The 334-nt window shown below is 56.0% G+C and carries 1 protein-coding gene; it reads right to left on the bottom strand.

Features of this window, described 5'->3' with window-relative positions; translation table 11 throughout:
- Window positions 1-334 (bottom strand): efflux RND transporter permease subunit (locus tag SB753_RS35670; RefSeq protein ID WP_410804800.1); only part of this gene is annotated, 334 nt, incomplete at both ends.

The following is a 334-nucleotide window of genomic DNA, read 5'->3' as shown; positions in this document are numbered from 1 at the left end:
GCCACCGAAGAACGCCATAGGGACAAATACAGCCGACAATACCAGGCCGATACCGACCAGCGCGCCGGTGATCTGCCCCATCGATTTGCGTGTCGCCTCAACCGGGCCCAGCCCCTCTTCGCTCATCACACGCTCAACGTTTTCGACTACTACTATGGCGTCGTCGACCAGCAGGCCGATCGCCAGCACCATACCGAACATCGTCAGGGTATTAATAGAAAAGCCAAATGCCGACATCACTCCAAAGGTACCCAGCAACACCACCGGTACCGCCAGTGTGGGGATCAACGTGGCGCGGAAGTTCTGTAAAAACAGATACATCACCAGAAACACC

Source organism: Paraburkholderia sp. SIMBA_053 (genome assembly GCF_046534895.1).
In the GTDB taxonomy this organism is placed as follows: domain Bacteria; phylum Pseudomonadota; class Gammaproteobacteria; order Burkholderiales; family Burkholderiaceae; genus Paraburkholderia; species Paraburkholderia caledonica.
The sequence above is the reverse complement of the archived record's forward strand: the minus strand, read 5'-3'. Positions and strand labels throughout refer to the sequence as shown.